The sequence below is a fragment of the Frondihabitans sucicola genome (genome assembly GCF_030296615.1).
Taxonomy (GTDB): domain Bacteria; phylum Actinomycetota; class Actinomycetes; order Actinomycetales; family Microbacteriaceae; genus Frondihabitans; species Frondihabitans sucicola.
In genome coordinates this window covers 13,117-33,920 of the sequence record NZ_AP027732.1, presented here as the reverse complement: position 1 = coordinate 33,920, position 20,804 = coordinate 13,117, and the positions used below count along the sequence as shown (strand labels likewise).

20 protein-coding genes and 3 pseudogenes are annotated in these 20,804 nt (G+C 69.1%); 10 read left to right on the top strand and 13 right to left on the bottom strand.

Translation table 11 applies throughout. The features are described 5' to 3' along the window. Positions 1–12 precede the first annotated feature (12 nt). The 5 genes from QUE79_RS00175 to QUE79_RS00155 all read left to right on the top strand — a co-directional run bounded on the left by QUE79_RS00175 (position 13) and on the right by QUE79_RS00155 (position 4,775). The gene (locus QUE79_RS00175) at positions 13–1,341 is read left to right on the top strand and encodes an ABC transporter substrate-binding protein (protein ID WP_434011021.1); all 1,329 of its coding nucleotides are present in this window, start codon (positions 13–15) and stop codon (positions 1,339–1,341) included. 75 nt (positions 1,342–1,416) lie between these two features. Continuing rightward, a complete protein-coding gene (locus QUE79_RS00170) occupies positions 1,417–2,235 on the top strand; it encodes an MFS transporter (RefSeq protein ID WP_286344874.1) in 819 nt (272 codons plus the stop codon). Further along, entirely contained in the window at positions 2,121–2,642 is a 522-nt protein-coding gene (locus tag QUE79_RS00165; protein WP_286344873.1) for an MFS transporter, read from the top strand. The genes QUE79_RS00170 and QUE79_RS00165 overlap by 115 nt, the downstream gene beginning before the upstream one ends. A gap of 148 nt (positions 2,643–2,790) precedes the next feature. Next, positions 2,791–3,159, top strand: coding sequence for a MarR family winged helix-turn-helix transcriptional regulator (locus tag QUE79_RS00160; protein WP_286344872.1), 369 nt, complete (start codon positions 2,791–2,793; stop codon positions 3,157–3,159). A 182-nt stretch (positions 3,160–3,341) separates the two neighbouring features. After that, a complete protein-coding gene (locus QUE79_RS00155) occupies positions 3,342–4,775 on the top strand; it encodes an MATE family efflux transporter (protein WP_286344871.1) in 1,434 nt (477 codons plus the stop codon). 411 nt (positions 4,776–5,186) lie between these two features. On the opposite strand, the gene QUE79_RS00150 is transcribed toward QUE79_RS00155, so the two are convergent. Next, positions 5,187–5,576: a hypothetical protein gene (locus tag QUE79_RS00150; RefSeq protein ID WP_286344870.1), complete on the bottom strand. Its 390-nt coding sequence runs from the start codon at positions 5,574–5,576 to the stop codon at positions 5,187–5,189. A 37-nt stretch (positions 5,577–5,613) separates the two neighbouring features. Then, the gene (locus QUE79_RS00145) at positions 5,614–6,651 is read right to left on the bottom strand and encodes a zinc-binding dehydrogenase (RefSeq protein ID WP_286344869.1); all 1,038 of its coding nucleotides are present in this window, start codon (positions 6,649–6,651) and stop codon (positions 5,614–5,616) included. Between the two features lie 124 nt (positions 6,652–6,775). Between QUE79_RS00145 and QUE79_RS00140 the strand changes: the two genes are divergently transcribed. Then, positions 6,776–7,645 (top strand): helix-turn-helix transcriptional regulator, encoded by an 870-nt coding sequence (locus QUE79_RS00140; RefSeq protein ID WP_286344868.1) that lies wholly within the window; start codon positions 6,776–6,778, stop codon positions 7,643–7,645. Between the two features lie 256 nt (positions 7,646–7,901). Here the strand turns inward: QUE79_RS00140 and QUE79_RS00135 are convergent. Further along, positions 7,902–9,453: pseudogene (locus QUE79_RS00135) on the bottom strand (MDR family MFS transporter). Here QUE79_RS00135 and QUE79_RS00130 point away from each other — a divergent pair. Then, positions 9,356–9,595 carry a hypothetical protein gene (locus QUE79_RS00130; protein WP_286346874.1) on the top strand — a complete coding sequence of 80 codons (240 nt, stop codon included), beginning with the start codon at positions 9,356–9,358 and terminating at the stop codon, positions 9,593–9,595. The pseudogene QUE79_RS00135 and the gene QUE79_RS00130 overlap by 98 nt on opposite strands. On the opposite strand, the gene QUE79_RS00125 is transcribed toward QUE79_RS00130, so the two are convergent. After that, entirely contained in the window at positions 9,573–10,400 is an 828-nt protein-coding gene (locus tag QUE79_RS00125) for a TetR/AcrR family transcriptional regulator (RefSeq protein ID WP_286344895.1), read from the bottom strand. The genes QUE79_RS00130 and QUE79_RS00125 overlap by 23 nt on opposite strands. Positions 10,401–10,499: 99 nt before the next feature. On the opposite strand from QUE79_RS00125, the gene QUE79_RS24985 reads away from it, so the two are divergent. Both QUE79_RS24985 and QUE79_RS00120 read left to right on the top strand, forming a co-directional pair. After that, on the top strand, positions 10,500–10,787 hold the full coding sequence (locus QUE79_RS24985; protein WP_350271604.1) for a hypothetical protein: 288 nt from the start codon (positions 10,500–10,502) through the stop codon (positions 10,785–10,787). Next, positions 10,709–11,347, top strand: a complete 639-nt coding sequence (locus QUE79_RS00120) for an aldo/keto reductase (protein ID WP_350271603.1) — start codon at positions 10,709–10,711, stop codon at positions 11,345–11,347. Before QUE79_RS24985 ends, QUE79_RS00120 begins: the two co-directional genes overlap by 79 nt. A gap of 84 nt (positions 11,348–11,431) precedes the next feature. Here the strand turns inward: QUE79_RS00120 and QUE79_RS00115 are convergent, their stop codons facing one another. The 9 genes and pseudogenes from QUE79_RS00115 to QUE79_RS24980 form a co-directional block, all read right to left on the bottom strand. Then, positions 11,432–12,079 (bottom strand): dihydrofolate reductase family protein, encoded by a 648-nt coding sequence (locus tag QUE79_RS00115; protein WP_286344867.1) that lies wholly within the window; start codon positions 12,077–12,079, stop codon positions 11,432–11,434. Positions 12,080–12,109: 30 nt separating this feature from the next. Continuing rightward, positions 12,110–13,837: a glucose-6-phosphate isomerase gene (pgi, locus tag QUE79_RS00110; protein WP_286344866.1), complete on the bottom strand. Its 1,728-nt coding sequence runs from the start codon at positions 13,835–13,837 to the stop codon at positions 12,110–12,112. Between the two features lie 195 nt (positions 13,838–14,032). Continuing rightward, positions 14,033–14,644 carry a PepSY domain-containing protein gene (locus QUE79_RS00105; protein WP_286344865.1) on the bottom strand — a complete coding sequence of 204 codons (612 nt, stop codon included), beginning with the start codon at positions 14,642–14,644 and terminating at the stop codon, positions 14,033–14,035. A 41-nt stretch (positions 14,645–14,685) separates the two neighbouring features. Continuing rightward, entirely contained in the window at positions 14,686–16,011 is a 1,326-nt protein-coding gene (locus tag QUE79_RS00100; RefSeq protein WP_286344864.1) for a sensor histidine kinase, read from the bottom strand. Then, positions 16,004–16,681, bottom strand: coding sequence for a response regulator transcription factor (locus QUE79_RS00095; protein WP_286344863.1), 678 nt, complete (start codon positions 16,679–16,681; stop codon positions 16,004–16,006). The genes QUE79_RS00100 and QUE79_RS00095 overlap by 8 nt, the downstream gene beginning before the upstream one ends. Before the next feature lie 84 nt (positions 16,682–16,765). Beyond that, a complete protein-coding gene (locus QUE79_RS00090; protein ID WP_286344862.1) occupies positions 16,766–17,269 on the bottom strand; it encodes a Gfo/Idh/MocA family protein in 504 nt (167 codons plus the stop codon). A gap of 200 nt (positions 17,270–17,469) precedes the next feature. Then, positions 17,470–17,574: pseudogene (locus tag QUE79_RS00085) on the bottom strand (Gfo/Idh/MocA family oxidoreductase); the annotation flags it as partial. A gap of 414 nt (positions 17,575–17,988) precedes the next feature. Then, positions 17,989–18,342, bottom strand: coding sequence for an SRPBCC family protein (locus tag QUE79_RS00080; protein WP_350271605.1), 354 nt, complete (start codon positions 18,340–18,342; stop codon positions 17,989–17,991). 238 nt (positions 18,343–18,580) lie between these two features. Then, a pseudogene (locus tag QUE79_RS24980) lies at positions 18,581–18,718 on the bottom strand (transcriptional regulator); the annotation flags it as partial. Positions 18,719–18,884: 166 nt separating this feature from the next. Between QUE79_RS24980 and QUE79_RS00070 the strand changes: the two are divergent. Next, a complete protein-coding gene (locus tag QUE79_RS00070; RefSeq protein ID WP_286344859.1) occupies positions 18,885–20,492 on the top strand; it encodes a carboxylesterase family protein in 1,608 nt (535 codons plus the stop codon). The last annotated feature ends 312 nt before the right edge of the window (positions 20,493–20,804 follow it).

Below are 20,804 nucleotides of genomic sequence, written 5' to 3'. Positions count from 1 at the left end.
CAAAGGAACACGATGAGATCCAGAATGCAACGGCGCATCGCAGCGATCACCGCCACCGCCGCCGCCCTCACCCTGCTCGCGACCGGCTGCAGCGGCAGCTCGAACGGCGGCGGCGATCAGCCGGCGCTCTCGAAGGACAAGGTCACCATCAGCCTCAACTGGTGGGGCAATCCCGCTCGCAACTCGAACACCACCAAGGCGATCGCCCTGTTCGAGAAGAAGTACCCGAACATCACGGTCGACCAGTCGAACACCGACTGGAGCGGCTACTGGGACAAACTGGCGACCTCGACAGCGGCCAGCGAGATGCCCGACGTCAACCAGTTCGACCAGCTCTACGTCGCCTCGTACGCCCAGCGCGGTGCGCTCCTCGACCTCTCGACGGTGTCGAACACCCTGAAGTCGAGCGCGCTGCCGAAGAGCGTCGTCGGGACGGGCGAGGTCGGCGGAAAGCTCTACGCCATGCCGGTCGGAGTCACGCCCAACGGCGTGATCATCAACCGGGCGGCGCTCAAGAAGGAGGGCATCGCGATGCCCGACACGGACACCTGGACCTGGAAGCAGTTCGACGATCTCGCGACCGAGGTCACCCAGAAGTCCGGCGGATCCGTCCACGGCCTCGGGCCGTTCGGATCCGACTCGTTCTCGCTCGGCATCTGGGCGCGGCAGCACGGCAACAACGTCTTCGACAGCGCGGGCAAGGTGACGCTGAAGCCGAGCGTGCTCACCTCCTACTGGCAGCAGGAGCTCGACTGGATCGCCGACAAGGCGTCGCCGTCGGCCTCCCACATCGCCGAGGGCGCGAGCTTCACCCTCGAGCAGAACGACCTCTCGACCGGCAAGACCGCCATGGGCTTCATCCCGGCCGGTCAGTTCACGGCCTACAACGCCGCGAACCCCGACGCCGACTTCACCATGGCGAATTGGCCGTCCGGCAGCTCCACCGACAGCGGATTCCAGTACCCGAAGCCGTCGATGTACTGGGCGATCTCGTCGAAGAGCGAGCACCCGGCCGAAGCGGCGCTCCTGGTCAACTTCCTGCTGACGAACAAGGACGCCGGCAAGATCCTCGGCGTCGAGCGCGGTGTGCCGTCGAACCCGGCGATCCAGACCGCCATCACGCCGCAGCTGTCGACCGCAGACAAGTTCAGTCTCGACTTCACCGCCGCCATGGTGAAGAAGTCGGGCAAGGCCCCGGCGATCACTCCGAACGGCGCCAGCGACATCGAGACGATGATGGCCCGCTACAACCAGCAGGTCATCTTCGGCCAGAAGACACCGAAGGCCGCGGCAGCCGCCTTCATCAAGGAGTTGCAGGACAACATCACCAACGCGGGCTGAGCCGGGGCGGAGCGGCCCGCGCCACGACCGCGGGCCGCTCCGCAACTGTCTCGACGTCGAGATACACTGGCGTCGATGGTCACCCCGACGAGCAGCGACTTCTCTCTCCGCAGCATCGCTTTCGCCGCTTACGCCCCCTCGGTCCTGTTCGGGCTGTCGCAGGGCGCCATGCTGCCGGTGATCGCCATCAGCTCGATCGAGCGCGGCGCCGACGAGGCCGTCGCGTCGCTCGTCGTCGCGATGATCGGCATCGGCTCCCTGGTCACGAACATCCCCGCGGGTGCCGTCACGACCCGCTTCGGCGAGCGCCGCTCGATGGTCGGTGCCGCGGCGCTCAGCGCGGTGGGGTTGGCGCTCTGCCTCCTGCCGCTCGGTTTGATCGTCTTCACCCTGGGCGTCCTGCTCGTCGGCGCGGCCTCGAGCGTCTTCCTGCTGGCGCGGCAGTCGTACCTCACCGAAGCGGTTCCGGCCGAGCAGCGGGCGCGAGCTCTGTCCACGCTGGGCGGCGTCCAGCGCATCGGTGTCTTCATCGGCCCGTTCGCGAGCGCGGGGCTGATCCGGCTGGCCGGCATCGACGGGGCCTACCTGCTGGCGCTGGTCGCCATCGCGGGCGCAGGCGTCATCGCCTACACGGTGCCCGATCTGGTGCAGGATCCCCCGCTCCCGGCGAGCGGGCGCCTCGCGTCACGACCCTCACGATGCTCCGCGACCACTGGCGCACCTTCGCCTTCCTGGGTACGGGCATCCTGCTGCTCTCCGCGATCCGCGCGACCCGGCAGGTGGTCGTCCCGCTCTGGGCGCACCACATCGGGCTCGACCCGAGCCAGTCGTCGCTCATCTACGGCATCTCGGGCGCTGTCGACGCCGCCGTGTTCTACCCGGCGGGCTACGTGATGGACCGCTGGGGTCGCAAGTGGATCGCGCTGCCCTGCACCATCGTGATGGGCCTGTCATTCCTGCTCATGCCGCTGACGCACACCTTCCTGGTGCTCACGCTCGTCGCCGTCGTCATGGGTTTCGGGAACGGGATCGGCTCGGGCATTGTCAACACGCTCGGCTCGGATGCGTCCCCCGCGGTCGGGCGTCCCACGTTCCTGGGGCTCTGGCGCGAACTCGCCGACGGCGGAAGCTCTCTCGGTCCGGTGCTGCTGTCGGTCGTGACCGGTGTGGCCGGGCTCGCCCTCGGAATCGTCGTGTCCGGGTTCGTCGGTTTCGCGGCCGCCGCCGCGCTGGGGCGCTGGATTCCGAAACGGCCCCGCGACGCGAGTGGCAGGAGCGGGCGAGGCGCTGCCGGGACGTGATTCGAGATACCCCGAGCGCCTCCGGACGGTAGAGGTGTCGCTTCACCGACGGTCGGCGGCACGTCCATCTCTCGACGCGCCTCGAAAATCGTGGAAAAAATCAGTTTGAGGCTTGACAGTTCGAGTTCTAATGATTAGCTTTCTAATCATGAACGAACCGGAGATCACCTTCACCAGCAATCTCGAGCTGCTCCGGTGGATCGGCTGGGCTCAGCAGCAGGCCGGAATGGACTGGATCCGCGAACGCGGGCTCAGTCACCAGCAGAGCTTCGCCCTGGGCTTCCTCGTCCAGAATCCCGGTTCGATCCAGCGCGACATCGCCGAGATGACCAGGACGACGCCGGCCAGCGTCTCGAGCCTCCTGCAGGGGCTCGAGGCTCGCGGTCTCATCGAACGCCGCACCGAAGGCGGCAACGAGCGCAGCAAGCGCGTCTACGCCACCGAAGCGGGCGTCGAGCTCATCGCGGGCTTCGACACCGCAATGCACGGAGCCGAGGAGACGATCCTCGCCCCCTGAACGAGTCGGAGCGGGCAGCCCTTCACGAGTTGCTCCTCAAGATCACCTCGGTTCTCCCGCAGCCGACCCGCTCGTAACGCCCGCGGCCCAGCCGCCGCCCTTCACCCACCTCTTCCTCGCCGCGCCGGCGTTCGTCGGCGCGCCCTGAAACTCGTCCGGCATCGCCCGGAAAGGAGCACCTCATGAGCACCGCAATCCCCCAGGCCGACACCGTCGGCTCCAACCGCTGGTACCTCGCCTCCGCACCGATGGTGCGCGCTCTCATTCACCTCTGCATCCCGATGGCCGCCGCCATGATCGTCGGCGCGGTCTACAACGTCATCAACGCGGGCTTCATCGGCTCGTTGCACGACCCGATCCTGCTGGCTGCCGTCACCTTCGGTTCTCCGATCCTCGGCCTCGTCATGGCCGTCGGCGGTGTCTTCGGCGTCGGTGGCAGCGCGCTGATCTCCCGCCTCCTCGGAGCTGCCGAGAACGACCCGGCCAAGGCGGCGGAGATCAAACACGTCTCGTCGTTCGCCGTCTGGGGTGCCGTCATCGCGGGGGCCATCGTCGGCGCTGCCGGCCTGATCTTTCTGAGCCCGCTCGTGGCCCTGCTCGGCGCGCACGGCGCCGCGGTGCCCGCGACGAGCGCCTTCGTCGGCGTCATGCTCGCCTTCGTGCCCGTCCTGGCCGCGGCCTTCTGCCTCGAGCAGATCGTCCGAGCCGAAGGAGCGGCACGCCAGGTCATGATCGGACTGATCGCCTCGACCGTCGCCAACCTCGTCTTCGACGTCCTCTTCATCCTGGTGCTCCACTGGGGTGTCGCCGGTGCCGCGCTCGCCGTCGGTCTCTCGAACGTCGTCACGATCGTGTACTTCGTCACCTACCTGACCCGGCACAGCGAGAACGTGAGCCTGGCTCCGAAGTGGTTCACCCTCTCGCCCGCCGTTCTGAAGCCCGTCTTCGGCGTCGGAGTCGGCGAGCTGCTGCAGTCCGCCTTCCTCATCGTCACCTCGCTCGTGCTCAACAATCTGGCCGCGAACTACGGCGACGGTCCGCTCGCGGCCATGGGTGTCGCCGTCCGGATCGCCCAGGTTCCGGAGTTTCTCATCATGGGCGTGACCCTCGGCATCCTGCCGCTGCTCGCCTACTCGTTCGGCAAGGGTGACGCGGCGCGCCTCTCGGCTTCCATCCGCTCGTCCGCGGTGACCGTCGGCGCCATCGCGCTGCTGTTCTCGATCATCGTGTTCGTCTTCCGCGACCAGGTGTTCTCGCTCTTCGTCTCCGACCGGTCGCTCCTCGGCCTCGGCGCGATCATCATCACAGCGCAGCTCGTCTCCATGATCTTCAACGGTTTCACAGGGCTCATCACCTCGCTGTTCCAGGCGACCGGGCGGGCCTTGCCGGCGACCGTCATGTCGGTGACGCAGGGAGTCCTGTTCATCCCGATCGTCATCCTCGCCAACCTCTGGTTCGGGCTCGACGGCATCATCTGGGCCCTGACGGTCAGCGAAGGCCTCGTGCTCGTCGCCGGTCTCGTGATGTGGTTCGCCTCGCGCGGAGCGATCGCCCGCGGCCTCGCCGAGGGCAGCCCGGAGCGCGCCGACGAGGTGCTCGAGGGCGCCGACGCCTGAGCTGCGCCGCCTGTCGTTCCGACGATCCTCCCGAAATCGAAGGGGATTTTCGCCCTCCACCCGCTTCTCGCGCAGAAAACGGGCCGGAGGGCGAAAATCCCCTTCGATTTGTGGGTGGCAGCACCGGCAGCGGCATTCCCCCGCGCTCATCGAGCTCGCCGGCATTCACGGTCTGATCGAGTCGGGCGGCCGCCCGGGCACGGCCGGCGGAAACGGAACCGGCCCGCTTCCGCGTCGTTGCGAAAGTGGGCCGGTCGGCGGGAGAGTGATCATCAGCGGCCCGTTTTGCAGAGCCACCGGTCATGCTCGCCCTGGTGGATTTGATCCCCTGCTAGACCCTAATCCCGACGGAACGGTTTGGTCCATCATCCGGCGGGATGATCCTGCCAGACACGTCAGGGTGAGCGACCGTCAGGTCAGCAGGTGCACGGAGTTGGCGTCTTCCCCGCAGAACACGGCGAGGTGCCGGGGATCCGCCACGGCCAGGATGCCCGGGCCGTCGTTGGCGCGCGCCACCAATTCGGATGCATCGATCACTCGATCGTCGAGCTGGGACGAGTCGGAGAGAATCTCGAAGCGCTGAGGGTCGCCGTGATCTCGGAGAACAGCGGCGAGATCGTCCGACCCGGCCAGGCGGAGGGCCCGGGAGGGCTTCAGGGCCGTGAAGTGGGGCAGCATCAGAACCAGCTTCCGGTGGGATTTCGGCGTGCCCGACTCGATCAGCGTGAGCATGCGCGCTGCGACTCGAGGCTCGACGAATTCGCGGATCGCCTCGGCGATGGTGGGCTGCACGTCGGTCACGCGCCCACGCTAGCCCGGCCGCGGGCGGGCGGGCGGGCTACATGCGGACCAGAACCTTCAGGGCCTCGCGGTCGGCCATGGCCCGGTAGCCGGCGGGGACCTCGTCGATGCCGATCGTGCGGTCGAAGACCCGGCCCGGCTCGATGGTGCCGTCGAGCACGAGCGGGAGGAGCTCGTCGATGTACGCGCGAGCCGGAGCGACGCCGCCCGTCAGGGTGAGGTTGCGCAGGAACTCGTTGCGACCGAACGAGATCATGGGGTCTTGCGGGACCCCGACGCGGCTGATCGCACCACCGTCGCGGACGACGGCGATGGCCGTCTCGACGGCGGCCGGGAGCCCCACGGCCTCCAGGACGACGTGCGCACCGTCACCGCCGGTCAGTTCGAGAACGCGCGCGACGCCCTCCTCGCCGCGTTCCGCGACGACGTGCGTGGCGCCGAACTCGACGCCCAGGTCGGTGCGGTCGGTGTGGCGGCCCAGGAGGATGATCGTGGTCGCGCCGAGCAGCTTGGCCGCGATGACGGCGCTGAGGCCCACCGCGCCGTCGCCGATCACGGCCACCGTCTGACCGCTTTCGACGCGGCCCATCCTGGCGGCGTGGTATCCGGTCGACATGACGTCGGAGAGGCTCAGCAGCGACGGGATCAGGTTCTCGTCGAAGCCGGCCGGCACGACGACGAGCGTGCCGTCGGCGAACGGAACGCGAACGCGCTCGCCCTGCCCGCCGTCGCCGCCGTGGGCGCCACCCCAGTTCGAGCCGTGTCGGCAGGAAGTCTGGAGGCCTTCGCGGCAGAAGTCGCAGACGCCGTCCGACACCACGAACGGCGCGATGACGAAGTCGCCGACCGCGACGTCGGACACCGACGAGCCGACCTCTTCGACGACACCGACGAACTCGTGGCCCATCCGCGATCCGTGGTCGGTGGCCAGCTTCGACGCGTACGGCCAGAGGTCGCTGCCGCAGATGCAGCCGGCGACGACGCGGACGAGGGCGTCGGTGGGCTCGTGGAGGGCAGGATCGGCGACGGTCTCGACGCGCACATCGCCCGCCCCGTACATCAGTGTTGCTCGCATGAAGTGAATGTCCCTTTCGGTCTCGTGACCACCCAACCGGCTCCCGCGGGCGCGTGACAGACCCTACCGTTCGGGGTACTGGGAGAACCTCCCTGTCGGGGGCCCGGTGACGTACGGTGCATCTGTGGACAACAAGAGCGACATTCACGACTTCTTGGCGACGCGACGGGCCCGTCTCACGCCGACGCAGGCGGGGTTGCCGGACTTCGGCGGCAAGAGGCGGGTCCCGGGCCTGCGCCGCGAAGAAGTCGCCATGCTCGCCGGGGTCAGCGTCGACTACTACGTGCGGCTCGAGCGCGGCAACCTCGGCGGGGTGTCGGAGAGCGTGCTGGAGGCGCTCGTCCGTGCCCTTCAGCTCGACGACACCGAGCGGTCCCACCTGTTCGACCTCGCGCGCACGGCCAACGCCACGGTCGGGACCCGCCGCCGTCCGGTGGCCAACCGGGTGCGCCCCGGGGTCCTGCGCCTGCTCGACTCGATCAACGCGCCCGCCTGGGTGAGGAACGGCCGCATGGACGTCCTGGCCGCGAACGCGATGGGCCGTGCGCTCTACTCGCAGGTCTTCGACAGCCCTGTGACGCCGCCGAACACGGCGCGCTTCGCCTTCCTCGACCCGCGCGCACCCGAGTTCTGGCCGGACTGGGACAAGATCGCCGGCGACACGGTTGCGACCCTTCGCAACGAGGCGGGTCGGACCCCGTACGACAAGGGCCTCACGGATCTGATCGGCGAGCTGTCGACGCGCAGCGAGGAGTTCCGGACGCGCTGGGCGGCCCACGACGTCCATCAGCACCGCTCCGGCTGGAAGCGACTGCACCACCCGGTCGTCGGCGACCTCGAGTTGAGCTACGAGGCTCTGCAGCTCGTCACCGACGAGGGGCTCATCCTGCTGTCGTACAGCGCGGAACCCGGCTCGAAGTCTGCCGAGGGCCTCGGTCTCCTGGCCAGCTGGGTCGCCACCGAGGCGCGCGAGCCGCTCGAGCTCGACGCCTGACCGTCGGGCTGCCGGGTTCGTCCCGCCTGCCCGCACACCCGTCCCGTCCCGCCCCGTGCCGCCCCCGCCTCGCCTCGCCCCGCCCCGCCCCGCCTCGCCCCGCTGCGCCCGAAATCGAAGGGGATTCGTGCCGCCGACCGAACATGAGGCCGATCGGGGCGGGTCGGGGCGAAAATCCCCTTCGATTTCGGGAGGCGGGAGGCGGGAGGCGGACGGCGGAGGCGGACGGCGGACGGCGGAGGCGGGGGGGGAGAGGCTAGTCGCGGGGAGCGGCGGACGTCGCCTTGCCGGAGGCCTGGGCCCGCAGCTCGGCTTCGGCCCGCTCGGCCTCCTCGCCGCTGATGGCCTCGCCTCGCGCGACCATGCCCGACACGTCGGACAGCGGGATGTTCTTCAGGAACAGCGACAGGACGAACGCGATCGCGATGAGCGGGATCAGGTACCAGAACACGGGCGCCAGCGAGTCGGCGTAGGCCGCGACCACGAGGTCGTGGATGGCCGTCGGCAGCTTGTTGAGGGCCGCAGGATCGAGGCTGGACGTCGACGAGGCGGCATCCGACGCTGAGGCTCCCGACTGCGTGAACACGTCGGTCAGCTTGTCGGTCAGGCGCGACGTGAAGATCGCTCCGAACACGGCCACGCCGAGGGCCGAACCGACCTCGCGGAAGTAGTTGTTCGTGCTGGTCGCGGTGCCGACGTCTTTCGGCGGGACGGAGTTCTGGACGACCAGGACGACGACCTGCATGATCGAGCCGAGGCCGGCGCCGAAGACGAACAGGAAGACGCAGATCAGCCAGATCGGGGTGTCGGCCGTCAGGGTCGTCATGAGGAACATGGCGACGCCCACGAGGACCGTGCCGAGGATGGGGAACATCTTGTAGCGACTGGTGCGAGTGATCACCTGACCGGAGATGATCGACATGCCGATCAGTCCGACCATCATCGGGAGCAGCAGGAGACCCGAGGCGGCAGCCGAAGCACCGGACGCCATCTGGAGGAACGTCGGAACGAACGCGAGCGCCGCGAACATGGCGATTCCGAGGACGAAACCGATCGCGGTCGCGATCACGAAGACGCGGTTCTTGAAGAAGGCCAGCGGGATGATGGGGTCCTGTGCCTTGTTCTCGACGAGCACGAAGAGGGTTCCGGCCACCAGGAGAGCGGCGCCGAACATCCATGTCTCGGGCGCACCCCAGCCGTGCTTGGCGTTGCCGCCGAACTCGGTGAAGAAGATGAGGCTCGCCGTCGAGACGGAGAGCAGGATCACGCCGGGGACGTCGATCTTCTTGGTCGCCTTCTTGCTCGGCAGCGTCAGAGTGAACCACGCGATGACGAAGGCGGCGACACCGACCGGGATGTTGATGTAGAAGGCCCAGTTCCAGGTGAGGTGGTCGACGAAGAAGCCGCCGAGGAGGGCCGCCGACGGCGGCGAGACCGAAGATCCCGCCCAGCGGGCCGAGGTACTTGCCGCGCTCGGAGGCAGGCACGATGTCGGCGATGATGGCCTGCGACAGGATCATTAAGCCGCCGCCGCCGAGGCCCTGGAGGGCGCGGAAGACGACGAAGGTCCAGAAGTCGGTGGAGAAGGCACAGCCGATCGAGGCGAGCGTGAACAGCGCGATCGCCAGGAGGAAGAGGTTGCGGCGGCCGAGGACGTCACCGAACTTGCCGTAGATGGGCATGACGATGGTCGTCGCCAGGAGGTAGGCCGTGGTGATCCAGGCCTGGTTCTCGACGCCGCCGAGCTGGCCGACGATCGTCGGCATGGCGGTCGAGACGATGGTCTGGTCGAGGCTGGAGAGCAGCATGCCGGCGATGAGTGCGGCGAAGATGATCCAGATGCGGCGCTGGGTGAGGATCAGCTGCCCGTCGGCGTTGGACCCGCGCCGGTTGGGGCGGGCCGCCGACGGGGCGGTCTTCTCGGTGGTCATTCGGTGGGCTCCTGGGTGATCGGCGGGACGGGGGTGGGTGCGGGGGTGAACAGGCCGCGTGCCAGGTCGACACGATGGCGGAGGATATCCGCGAAGGGGATCGGGACGCGCCCCTCGGCGCGGAGCGATTCGCGGAGCAGGTCAGGGGCGGAGCCCGCGAAGGGGATCGGGACGCGCCCCTCGGCGCGGAGCGATTCGCGGAGCGGGTCAGGGGCGGAGCCCGCGAAGGGGATCGGGACGCGCCCCTCGGCGCGGAGCGATTCGCGGAGCGGATCAGGGGCAGAGCCCGCGAAGGGGATCGGGACATCCGCCTGGCGGAGGTAGGAGTCGATGCTGACCCGCACGAGGGCTTCGAACAGGACCAGTGCGACCTCGGCGGAGACGTGATCCTGAGAGCTGTCGTTCGCCACGACGAGGTCGACGAATCGCTGCTGCTCGGCGCGGCCGGACTGGATCATCGTCGTGATGAGTTTCGGCTCGCGCTGGAGGGCGGTGACGAGATCGTCGATGTCGGACGCGGACGGGCTCATGGCGGCGAAGTGGCCGATGGCGAGGTCGATGAGGTCGTCGGCGAGATCGCGCCGCTCGCCGGGCGCCGCGCGTCTGGCGACGACGAATCGGTCGAGCAGGACCTCGTCGAGGCCGTTCTCGATGCCGAGCACGGCCGACTCTTTCGACGGGAAGTAGTTGAAGAAGGTGCGGCGCGAGATGCCGACCTCGTCGCAGAGCTGCTGCACGGTGAAACCGGCGAGACCCGAGGCTGCGGTGAGTCGCCGCGCGAGGGAGGTCAATGCAGCCCTCGTCCGCAGCTGCTTCGTGATCATGGACTCAGAATTGCACTTTTGCGTCGATGGTGCATCGGACCCTGGTACTACTCGTAACCTGCGCCGTAAATGTTAGGACAAAGGGCTAACGTAGGATTCATGACCGACACGGACCAGAAGACACTGCAGGCTCACACGCTCAACGACGGGCACCGCATCCCGTCGATCGGGTTCGGCAGTTTCCCGCACCACGGCGAGAACTCGACCGAGATGGTGGGCAACGCCCTCGACCTGGGCTATCGCCTCATCGACACCGCCCTCAGCTACAAGAACGAGGGGAGGTCGGCGCCGCCGTCCGCGAGACCAGCGTGCCTCGCGACGAGATCGTCCTCACCTCGAAGCTCGCGGGGCGCCACCACGGTCGCGACGAGGCTCGCGTCGGTGTGACGGAATCGCTGACGAACCTCGGTCTCGCGAAGATCGACCTGTTCCTCATCCATTGGCCGCTCCCCAAGATCGACAAGTACGTCGACAGCTGGAAGACGCTGATCGACCTCCGCGACGAGGGCCTCCTCGGCTCGATCGGCGTCTCGAACTTCACCCCCGAGCACCTGCGCCGCCTGGTCGACGAGACCGGGGTCGTGCCGGCGGTCAACCAGGTCGAGTTGCACCCGTTCTTTCCCCAGGTCGAGCTTCGCGCCGTCCACCAGGAGCTCGGCATCGTGACCGAGGCCTGGAGCCCACTCGGGCGAGGCACCGGTCTGCTCGACGACCCGATCATCGTCGCGGCGTCCGAGAAGCACGCTGTCTCGACCGGTCAGATCGTGCTGCGCTGGCACTACCAGAACGGCGTCGTGCCGATCCCGATGTCGTCGAGCCCCGCTCGCCGCGCGCAGAACCTGGAACTCGGCGGCTTCGAGCTCGACGAGTCGGAGGTCGCAGCGATCTCGAGCCTCGGGCGCGGGCGCATCTGGGGTCAGGACCCGAACGAGCACGAAGAGTTCTAGGGCGTTCTGGGCCGCCATCAGCAGCGCTGACGCAGACGGGCCCGCTCGCCGGACGGCGAACGGGCCCGATCTCGTCGTCGCGCTCTACGCGCGACGCGTGAAGGTCACGTGCGTCACACCCGACGGCGACGAGACCGCCTCGATGTCGAACCGCTCTTCGAGCCCTTCGAGGCCGTCCCACAGGCGCTCGCCACGACCCAGGACGATGGGCACGACGACGACGTGCAGGTGGTCGATCAGGTCGGCGGCCAGGAACTCGCGGACGGTCTCGACGCCGCCGCCGATCCTGATGTCGCTCCCGGGTGCCGCCTCGCGCGCCTTCGCCAGTGCCTCGGCGGGTGACGCGTCGATGAAGTGGAAGGTCGTGCCGCCGTTCATCTCCAGCGATTCGCGCGGGTGGTGCGTCAGGACGAAGACGGGGGTGTGGAAGGGCGGGTCGTCATCCCACCAGCCCTTCCACTCGCTGTTCGCCCACGGGCCGCGTTCGGGGCCGAACTTGTTGCGGCCCATGATCTCGGCGCCGATGCCCTCGGCCCACGAGCCGGCGAACTCTTCGTCGACACCCGAGTCGCCGCCGGGCTGACCCTGCATGCTGCGGAAGGTCGGAGTGCGCATGAACCACTGCATGAGTCGACCGTCGGCGTGGCCGAACGGCGCCTCGAGCGATTGATCGGCGCCCGCTCCGAAACCGTCGAGTGAGACGGCGAAGTTGTGAACTCTGACTTTCGACACGACAGCCTCCCGGGCCTCGTCTCCGATGCGCTACTTGCGCAGCGCGAGGTATTTCTCGATGAGCGACTTGGTCGACGCGTCTTGCGAGTCGATGGCCGCTTGGTCGCCGGCGACGGCCGGGGTGACCTGGAGAGCGAGCTGCTTGCCGAGCTCGACACCCCACTGGTCGAAGGAGTCGATGCCCCAGATGGTGCCTTCGGTGAACACGATGTGCTCGTAGAGCGCGATGAGCTGACCGACGACGCTCGGCGTGAGGGCGGGCGCCAGGATCGACGACGTGGGCCGGTTTCCGCTGAACACACGGGCCGGAACGACGGACTCTTTCGTGCCCTCCGCGCGCACCTCGTCGGCCGTCTTGCCGAATGCGAGCGCTTTGGTCTGGGCGAAGAAGTTGGCCATGAACAGTTCGTGCACGTCTTGGCCGGGTTCGACCGCTGCCCCGTCGCCGGTCTCGTCTTTCAGCGCGTGCGCGGGGTTCGCGACGGCGATGAAGTCGGCCGGAATGAGGCGGGTGCCCTGGTGGATGAGCTGGTAGAACGCGTGCTGGCCATTGGTGCCGGGCTCGCCCCAGAAGATCTCGCCGGTGTCGGTCGTGACCGGCGAGCCGTCCCAGCGGACGCTCTTGCCGTTCGACTCCATCGTGAGCTGCTGGAGGTAGGCGGGGAACCGGTGCAGATACTGCGCGTACGGCAGGACCGCGTGGCTCTGGGCCCCGAGGAAGTTGGAGTACCAGACGTTCAGGAGACCCATGAGGACCGGGACGTTCTGCTCGAGCGGCGCGGTGCGCATGTGCTCGTCGATGGCGTGGAAGCCTGCGAGGAACTCGCGCCAGTTGTCGGGACCGATCGCGATGACGACCGAGGTACCGATGGCGGAGTCGACGGAGTAGCGGCCGCCCACCCAGTCCCAGAAGCCGAACGCGTTCTCGGGGTCGATGCCGAAGGCCTCGACCTTGTCGAGCGCGGTCGACACGGCGACGAAGTGCTTCGCGACCGCGTCTTTGCGGGCGGCGTCGGTGTCGGCGATCGCACCCGAGCCGGCGAGCCGGGCCCAGAGCCACTCGCGTGCGAGGCGCGCGTTGGTGAGGGTCTCGAGCGTGCCGAAGGTCTTGGACGCGACGATGAAGAGCGTGGTCTCAGGATCGAGGTCGGCCGTCTTCTCGTAGACGTCGGTCGGGTCGATGTTGGAGACGAAGCGGGCCTCGAGGCCCGGCTGGACGTAGGGCTTCAGGGCTTCGTAGACCATCACGGGCCCGAGGTCGGAGCCGCCGATGCCGATGTTGACGACGGTCTCGATGCGCTTGCCGGTCACACCGGTCCAGGCGCCGGACCGGACCTGCTCGGCGAAGGCGTAGACCTTGTCGAGGGTCTTGTGGACCTCGGCGTCGACGTCTTCTCCGTCGACGACGAACCCGGTCGGAGGCACGAGACCCTCGGTGCCTTCGGGGCGGCGCAGGGCGGTGTGAAGCACGGCACGATCTTCGGTGACGTTGATGTGCTCGCCCGTGATCATGGCCTGGTAGCGACCCGAGACGTCGGCGTCTTTCGCGACCTGCAGGAGGTGGCCCAGGATCTCTTCGGTCACCAGCCCCTTGGAGAGGTCGACGGTGAGGTCCGCGGCCTGGAACGTGTACCGCTCGGCCCGGTCGGCGTCGGAGGCGAACCAGCCGCGCAGGTCGGGGGAGAAGCCGTCGGCGATGCCGGCGAGCGCCTTCCAGGCGTCGGTCGAGGTGGGGTCAACGGGGGTGGATTCGGTCAAGGGGTCCTCCAGAACGCCTGAACAGTGCAGGGCTCGCGGCTCACGCAACGCTGCGAGGCGGGCCGCCTTCACTCTATTGCTGCGCCCGCGACTGCGGATAATCCTGTCCACAGGTTCGGCGGTGCTCCCGGACCGTCGGCGGCATCCACCCCGCGGCTGCGGGGGCGCCGACCGGGACGACCACGGCCCGGGCGCTCAATCGTCGGTGTCGACGGCGTTCGTCACGACGTCGCCGGTGCCGGCGTCGAGGCGGATGCTGTGCTTGGTCCCGGCGGAGTCGATGACGTCGCCCTCCCAGACGGTCTTGCCGAGGTGGTCGTCGAGCCCGAGCTCGGCGACGGAGCCGTCGACCGTCTCGGTCAACGTCGCGGCGGCCTCCCGCGCGGTGACCGTGGCATCGCCGAGGAAGCGCTTGTTCTCGGCCAGGTCGTCGGCGTCGGTCGACTTCGAGGTCGGCCCGGCCGTCACGGTCGTGCCCGCCGCGTCGGTGTGGACCTCGTGCTCCGTGCCGTCGGCGCTGGCGACCAGGATCTCCCACGCGGAGCCGCCGCGTTCGCGTTCGATGGAAAGCAGTCGGCTCGACGGAACGGCGTCGAGAGCGGTGGCCGCCGCGGCGGTGAGAGCCGTGGCGTCGTCGCCCACGGCGCCGGCCGTCGGCCCGGCGGCCGAGGACGCCGAAGAGCTCGAGCCCGCACCCTGACCGTCTGACGGGGAGGAGCAGCCGGCGACCAGGAAGGCGCCCGACAGGGGAAGGAGGAGGGCGAGAGCGGTGCGGCGGACACGGGCGATGTTCGTGGTTTTCGTCATGGAAGAAGGGTGCCCCGCGGGTGCAACCCACCCTGAAGCGATCAGGCGGCCGCCGGGAGCGTGACCGCGAACGACGCACCGCCCGACTCGGCGGATGTCACGCTGATGGTTCCACCGTGAGCGCGCGCGACGGCTCGCGCGATCGCGAGGCCGAGGCCGGAGCCGCCACTGTCGCGATCGCGCCCCTCGTCGAGGCGGACGAAGCGGTCGAAGACGCGTTCGCGGTCGGCCGGGGCGATGCCGGGCCCGTCGTCGTCGACCGCGAGAGTCACCGCGGCGTCGGTCGAAGAGAGGTGGAGGTCGACGGTGTGCTCGGCGTGCCGGGCGGCGTTGTCGACGAGGTTCCTGATCAGCGTCGTGAGGAGCCGCTCGTCGCCCGACACCCGGGCCGGCCCGATGCCGGTCGTCGTGACGACGACGCCACCGAGGGCGCGCACCCTGGCAGCCTGGGCGAGGAGGAGGTCGTCGAGATCGACGGGCGCGAGACTGCCGGGGCCGTTCTCGTCGAGGCGGGTCAGTACCAGCAGGGACTCGACGAGGTCGTTCTGCCGGTCGCTTTCTGACAGGACGACGTCGGACAGCTCGGCCAGGCTCGTCGTCTGTGGGTGCAGCCGCGCGAGCTCGGCGTGCTGGCGGATCGTGGCCAGGGGCGACCGCAGCTCGTGCGAGGCGTCGGACACGAACTGCTGCTGCGCGCGCTGCGAGTCTTCGAGCCGCGCCAGCATGCCGTTGAGCGTGCGCGCCAGCCGATCGATCTCGTCGCCGGTGCCCGGCTCGTCGATGCGGGCGTGAAGGTTCGTCGCCCGAACGGATTCGGCATCGACCCGCATCCGTTCGACCGGACGGAGAGCTCTCCCGACGACGATCCAGGCGAGGACGCCCATCAGGACGACGAGGATCGGCAGCGCGCCGAGGAGGAGGCTCCGCACGGTCGCGACGGCGTCGTCGGCGTCGTCGAGCGATCCGCCGACGACCAGCACGGCCTCCCGGTCGGACCCGCCGATCTCGTCGAGGTCGTCGGAGACGAGCAGCCAACGCTCGTCGTCGCGGGTGACGATCGAGCCGTCGTGCTGGGGGAGCGGCGCACCGCCGGCGTCGTCGCCGTGGGCGACGACGGCGCCGTCGTCGTCCTGGAGCTGGACGAGGATGTCGTCGTCGTGCGCGTCGACGACGGAATCGCCCTCGGCTTCGACGCGGCCCGCGAGGGTCTCGAGCGACGTCTCGGCGTTGTTCTGCACGCCGTCGACGAGCGAATGCTCGAGCACGGCGATGAACGCGACGGACCCGGCGCCGCCGAGGACCAGCGCGATGACGACCACCGCCGCCGTCGCACGGAAGCGGATGGAACGACGCCTGGCGTCACGCATCGCCGGCTCTCAGGCGGTACCCGGCCCCGCGCACCGTCTCGATGGTGACGACGCCGAACGCTCGATCGACTTTCTGACGGAGGCGGACGAGGTAGACCTCGACGATGTTCGCGTCGCCGTCGAAATCGTCGTTCCAGACGTTGGCGATCACGTCGCGCTTGGAGACGACCTGGCCGGCGTTTCGAGCGAGGAACTCGAGCACCGAGAACTCGCGGCTGGTGAGGCTGATCTCGGTCTCGCCGCGCCAGGCCCGCCTGCTGCCGGGATCGACGCGCAGATCGCCGACCAGGAGCGAGACGGGGCGCTCGGGTGACCCGCGGCGGACGAGCGCCCGGATCCGCGCGACGAGGACGGGGAACGAGAACGGCTTCGTCACGTAATCGTCGGCACCCGTCTCGAGCGCCTCGACCTGGTCCCATTCGCCGTCTTTGGCGGTGAGCATCAGCACCGGGGTCCAGTTCTTCTCGCTGCGGAGCGTCTGGCAGACCGCCCACCCGCTCATCCCCGGCATCATGAGGTCGAGCAGGATCACGTCGTAGTCGTTCTCGCGAGCCCTCCACAGGCCGTCGACGCCGTCGTTCGCGACGTCGACGGCGAATCCCTCGGCTTCGAGCCCGCGCCGGACGCCCTCGGCCAGGCGCTTCTCGTCGTCGACCACCAGAACCCGCATGGGGTCAGCCTGCCCGAAAAGTGCTGAATCAGGGCTGAAGTCGCTCCACCGGACCGAGGGGTGAGACGCCGAGGCGCCGGCGAATCACGAGGTGATCGGCTCGGAGACGCCGGTGTGGAGCGACGTGGTCGCGGCTTCGGCGATGACCTGCGCCGTGAGGCCGTCGCGCAGGCTCGGAAGGCCCGACTGCAGGGCTCCACCCTTCTCGAGCGACTCGACGAAGGCTCCCAGGGCGGAAGCGTAGGTCGGACGGATCCGCTCGAACCAGCCCGGATGGAGGCCGTCCTCGACGACGCGGCCGTGCGAGTAGCGCGAGACGTGGCCGTCGCGCCGGCGTCGGGCCTCGGCCATGCCGGTCGATCCGACGACCTCGATGCGCTCGTCGTAGCCGTACCCGGTGCGGCGGATGCTGTCGATCTGCACCAGCGCGCCCGACGACAGCGTCAGCGTGACGACCGACGTGTCGACGTCGTCGTGCTCGCGCAGCCGCGGGTCCGACAGGGCCGAACCCGCGGCGAACACCGACACCGGCTCGAGGTCGGCGATCCACCGCGCCAGATCGAAGAAGTGCACCGTCTGGTCGCGCATCTGGCCGCCCGAGACGGCGATGTACTCGAGCGGGGGAGGGACGGACCGCGGGTCGACATCTGTACGAGCTCGACGTCGCCGATCTCGCCCGCCGCGACGATCCTGCGCAGTTCGGCGTAGTCACGGTCGTACCGGCGATTGAAGTCGACCATCACGCGCGCGCCGCGCTCCTCGGCGTAGGCGACGGTCTCGGCCGCGCGGGACAGGTCGAGGTCGATCGGCTTCTCGCAGAGGGCGGCGATGCCTTCTTCGGCGGCACGCCGGACGTGCTCGGCGTGGGTGTCGGTCGACGACGCGATGAACACGGCGTCGATGAGCTCAGGATCGAAGACCTCGTCGAGGAACGCGCCACCCCGGCCCCGAAGCGGCCGGCCAGAGCCGCGGCCCGGGTCGTGTCGACGTCGTAGATCAGGGCGAGGTCGACGCGAGGATCGGCTGCGAGGTTCTCAGCGTGGACGGTGCCGATGAAACCGGCGCCGAGGAGGGCGAAGCGCTGCATGTCGGTGGTCCTTCGTAGAGGAACGGGGCCCACCAGGTTCCCACGAGTCGCGAGCTCGGCGCGCGGCGCGCACGACTCTCTCAGTCGAGCAGGATCGCCTCGATCTGCCCCATCGCGAGAGCCATGCCCTCGCGCATGCCCATCTCGAGCAGTTTCTCGAGCTGATCGAGGCTCTCGAACCGGGTGACGGTGGTCATCCGGGTCTTGGTCGGGTCTCCGTTCAGAGGCTCGAGCGCGACCGAGCTGTGCGTCGTCGGCATCGACTCGTTCGGGACGCCGTCGGGGCCGAGAAGCCGTCGTCGAACGTGAGCCCGTCTTTCGGTGTGACCGAGGTGAACTGCCACCAGCCACCGGATCGTTCGCCCTCCGGCCCGGTCATGTAGTAGTTCGAGCGCCCGCCGGGCACGGGGTCGTGGTCGACGAAGGTGGCCGGCCAGGTCGGCGGTCCCCACCAGCGCTCGAGCTGCCGCGGGTCGACCCAGAGCTCCCAGACGCGGGTGGGGCTCGCGTCGAACTCGGCCACGAAGGTCAGGGTGAGTTCGTCGGTGTCGATCGTCGAATCGATGGTGGTCATGGTGTCGGTCCTTTCGATGGGGGTCGTTCTGAGTGGTGGTCTCGTCGTCTTCGGCGAGGAGGGCGTCCATCCTGCTGGCCCTGCCCGCCCAGAGATCTTGGTACTGCCGCAGCAGACGTTCGGCTCGGCCGAGGGTGCCCATGTCGCTGTGCACGATCTGCTCCCGCCCGTGTCGCTGCTTCGTGATGAGGTGCGCGCGCTCGAGCACGGCGACGTGCTTCTGCACCGCGGCGAAGCTCACGTCGTAGGCGCGGGCGAGCGTCGAGACCGATTGCTCTTCGTGGATCACGCGCTGCACGATGTCGCGCCGCGTGGCATCGGCCAGCGCGTGGAAGATCCGATCGATCTCGTCGTTCGTCAGTGTTTCTACAACCATTTGGTTGTACGTTAGCGCTCCGTTTCCGGCGGCGCAAGACCCCTGTCGAAGATCTCCGATCCCCGGCGCTGTGTGTCGCGTATCGGCACCGGCGAGACGACGTCGGCTGAGCCGGAGGCGAGGAGGGGCAGGATTGCGGGAGGACGATCCGAGAGACGAGGGCGCAATGACGGCAACGGGACGGAACACCGCACTGGACGAGGTCGAGACACGGGAGTTCGCCACACCGGGCGGCGTCGTCGTGGGACGAGTCGACGGCGACGTGGTCCGGATGGTCGGGGTGCCGTATGCGCGGGCCGGTCGATTCGAAGCGCCGGAGTCGTTGGCCGGGCCCGCAGGTGCTCCCGGGGATCCTGCGCCCTTCGAGGCTCTCGTCCGGGCGCCGGCGTGCCCGCAGCTGCCGTCCGCGGTGCTCGACGAGCTGCTGCCGGGCGCGGCCGACGGGCTCCTCGGGTCGGAGGACTGCCAGACGCTCACGATCACGGTCCCGTCCGATCTCGGTGCGGACGAGACGGTGCCCGTCATGGTGTGGATCCACGGCGGGTCGTACGTCACGGGTGCCGGCGACGTGCCGCTCTACGACTCCGGGTCGCTCGTGCGAGAGCAGCGGGTCATCGTCGTGAGCGTCACGCACCGTCTCGGTGTACTCGGGTTCTACGGCGACGGGAAGACGGTGCCCGCCAACCTGGGGCTGCTCGACATCGTGGCAGCGCTCGAGTGGGTGCAGCGATCGATCGCAGCCTTCGGAGGGGATCCTGCCCTCGTGACGCTCTTCGGGCAGTCGGCCGGCGGAGACGCTATCTCGCACCTGATGATCAGTGACGGCGCTCGCGGGCTGTTCCGCAGGGTCATCGTGCAGAGCGACCCGCTCGGGCTGATGAGAGGTCGAGGCCCCATGGTCGACGCCATGCTCGCGGCGACCGGAGTGCCTCGAAGCGATGCGACGGTCGACGAACTGCTGGCGTTGCAGCCGGTGGCCGAGAAGGCGGCGCTGCGGTTCGGGCTCAAGGGCGGGATGCCGTTCGGCGTGCAGTACGGGCACGCGCCGTTGCCGCCGGAGGACGAGGCCGCGACTGCCTGGCAGCAGGTCGCGCCCGAGATCGACGTGCTCATCGGAACCATGCGGGAGGAGACGGGCATGTACCTCGCCGTCCTGCCGCCGCTGCGCATCGCGACCGAGCTCCCGATCGTCGGGCGGGCGCTCCGGTGGCTCATCCTTCGCCCGACGACCGACAGGATCTACACCACCGACGCCAAGCGCTTCGCCGCGCGGCACCGGGCAGCCGGGGGCGCGCGACCCGGTACGAGATCCGGTGGTCACCCGCGGGCAGCAGGATCGGCGCGGGGCACGTGGGCGACCTCCCCTGCTGTTCGGCACCGAGGCGGCCTGGACGAAGACGGCGCTCGTGGGGCCGTCGGATTGGCCCGCGGTCGAGCAGCGCGGTCGAGCCCTGCGGAAGGCGTGGGCCGACTTCGCCCGGACCGGCCGGGTCGGCGCGACGAGCTTGCCGGCCTCGGAGGTCGAGTTCTTCCGCGACTGACCGGGACGGCCGCGCCCCGACGGCGAGGTCAGACGAGGGTGATGGTGGCGCCGGCGGCCTCGGCGAGGTCCGCACCGAACAGCGCGCCCGGCGTGAAGGCGCCCGGCTTGCCCTCGCCCCGCAGAAGCCGGAGGGCGACCTCCGCGAAGACGTCGGCCGTGAAGACCCCGGCGTCACCGGTCCGGAGCCAGGCCTCGCTCGTGGTGCCATCTGGCCACTCGGCTTCGGCGTGACCCCAGGTCGCGGTCCGTGCCATCGATCCCTCTTTGAGCTTGATCTTCGCGATCCTGCCCGACAGGAAAGCCGGTGCGCCGGGGATGCGGATCAGCACCCCGAGAATCGGCAGGATCACGCGGCGCACGACGGGGTTGGAGGGCGCGGCCATCGACGCTGCCACGACGGCCTCTGCCCCGCTGGCGCGCCAGGCGGCGAACAGGTCGCCGCTGGCGCCGCCGCCCGTGAAGAGCGAGTCGCCCTCGGGAGTGACGATCGTTCTCGGGTGCGACGCCGTGGCGGAACGGACCAGCGACCCGCCTCGCACCTCT

Excerpts from the sequence above, each read along its gene's own strand:
- QUE79_RS00105 (WP_286344865.1), bottom strand. The coding sequence starts at position 14,644 with ATGACGAAAACCACGAACATCGCCCGTGTCCGCCGCACCGCTCTCGCC.
- QUE79_RS00100 (WP_286344864.1), bottom strand. The coding sequence starts at position 16,011 with ATGCGTGACGCCAGGCGTCGTTCCATCCGCTTCCGTGCGACGGCGGCG.
- QUE79_RS00080 (WP_350271605.1), bottom strand. The coding sequence starts at position 18,342 with ATGACCACCATCGATTCGACGATCGACACCGACGAACTCACCCTGACC.
- QUE79_RS00125 (WP_286344895.1), bottom strand. The coding sequence starts at position 10,400 with ATGATCACGAAGCAGCTGCGGACGAGGGCTGCATTGACCTCCCTCGCG.
- QUE79_RS00090 (WP_286344862.1), bottom strand. The coding sequence starts at position 17,269 with ATGCGCGACCAGACGGTGCACTTCTTCGATCTGGCGCGGTGGATCGCC.
- QUE79_RS00170 (WP_286344874.1), top strand. The coding sequence starts at position 1,417 with ATGGTCACCCCGACGAGCAGCGACTTCTCTCTCCGCAGCATCGCTTTC.
- QUE79_RS00160 (WP_286344872.1), top strand. The coding sequence starts at position 2,791 with ATGAACGAACCGGAGATCACCTTCACCAGCAATCTCGAGCTGCTCCGG.
- QUE79_RS00175 (WP_434011021.1), top strand. The coding sequence starts at position 13 with ATGAGATCCAGAATGCAACGGCGCATCGCAGCGATCACCGCCACCGCC.
- QUE79_RS00095 (WP_286344863.1), bottom strand. The coding sequence starts at position 16,681 with ATGCGGGTTCTGGTGGTCGACGACGAGAAGCGCCTGGCCGAGGGCGTC.
- QUE79_RS00145 (WP_286344869.1), bottom strand. The coding sequence starts at position 6,651 with ATGCGAGCAACACTGATGTACGGGGCGGGCGATGTGCGCGTCGAGACC.
- QUE79_RS00070 (WP_286344859.1), top strand. The coding sequence starts at position 18,885 with ATGACGGCAACGGGACGGAACACCGCACTGGACGAGGTCGAGACACGG.
- QUE79_RS00155 (WP_286344871.1), top strand. The coding sequence starts at position 3,342 with ATGAGCACCGCAATCCCCCAGGCCGACACCGTCGGCTCCAACCGCTGG.
- QUE79_RS24985 (WP_350271604.1), top strand. The coding sequence starts at position 10,500 with ATGACCGACACGGACCAGAAGACACTGCAGGCTCACACGCTCAACGAC.